Source organism: Novosphingobium sp. HNCC26DJ243 (genome assembly GCF_057180545.1).
Genome location: NZ_JBXUGN010000024.1, coordinates 1 through 686 on the forward strand (window position 1 = coordinate 1; position 686 = coordinate 686).

General features: G+C 59.9%; 1 protein-coding gene. It reads right to left on the minus strand.

Annotation, left to right across the window (positions count from 1 at the left end; translation table 11 throughout):
• Positions 1-602 (minus strand): hypothetical protein (locus AC2A04_RS18285; protein WP_484213787.1); only part of this gene is annotated, 602 nt, incomplete at its 3' end.
• Positions 603-686: the final 84 nt, after the last annotated feature.

Genomic DNA, 686 nt, shown 5'->3' on the forward strand with positions numbered 1-686 from the left:
GCCGCCTGTTCGGCCAGCCAGAGATCGGCAAAGTCGACATTCTGCCACTCGGCGAACCACGGCCCCCCGTTGGTGTAGTGGATCACGCGAGGGGTGCGTTCGGGCTTGGCGTATTCGCCTTCGAGGAAGTTCCAGTCAAGTTCGAGCGCGCCGATATCGTCCTGGTTCGCGATCCATTCGAAGCGATGGAGGAACGCGGGGCTGGCCGAGTTCACGACCTCGGGCGTCAGCGCCTGCACATCGCGATGCGCGCAGTTGAACAGGATGAAGGAAGACCAGTTCTTGCGCGGATAGCGCGTCTGCTTCTTGCCATCCATCTTGATATCATGCGCCGGCTCGTATTCGTGCTGGACGACATAGACCGCCTTGGCCGGATCAAGACCTGCAAGGACACCGCTGATATCGGCGGTGAACAGGAAATCGCAATCGGTGAACAGGGCCCAGCCTTCCGTCTGCGCCGCAAGATAGGGCGTGAGGAAACGCGTGAGCGAGAATTCGGTGGTAGCCGTCGCATCGACCGGCCGCGTGTACAGACCAAGTTCGCGCACCGCTGGCTGGCGGATCGGATGGACGCTTACCGCAGATGCCGTGTTGCGCAGCAAGGAGTGCCTCGCGACCTGGTAAGCAATATCTTCACGAGAATCGTAGCCGATGAAAACCTTGAAGGTGGAGTTCTTGTTCATGCT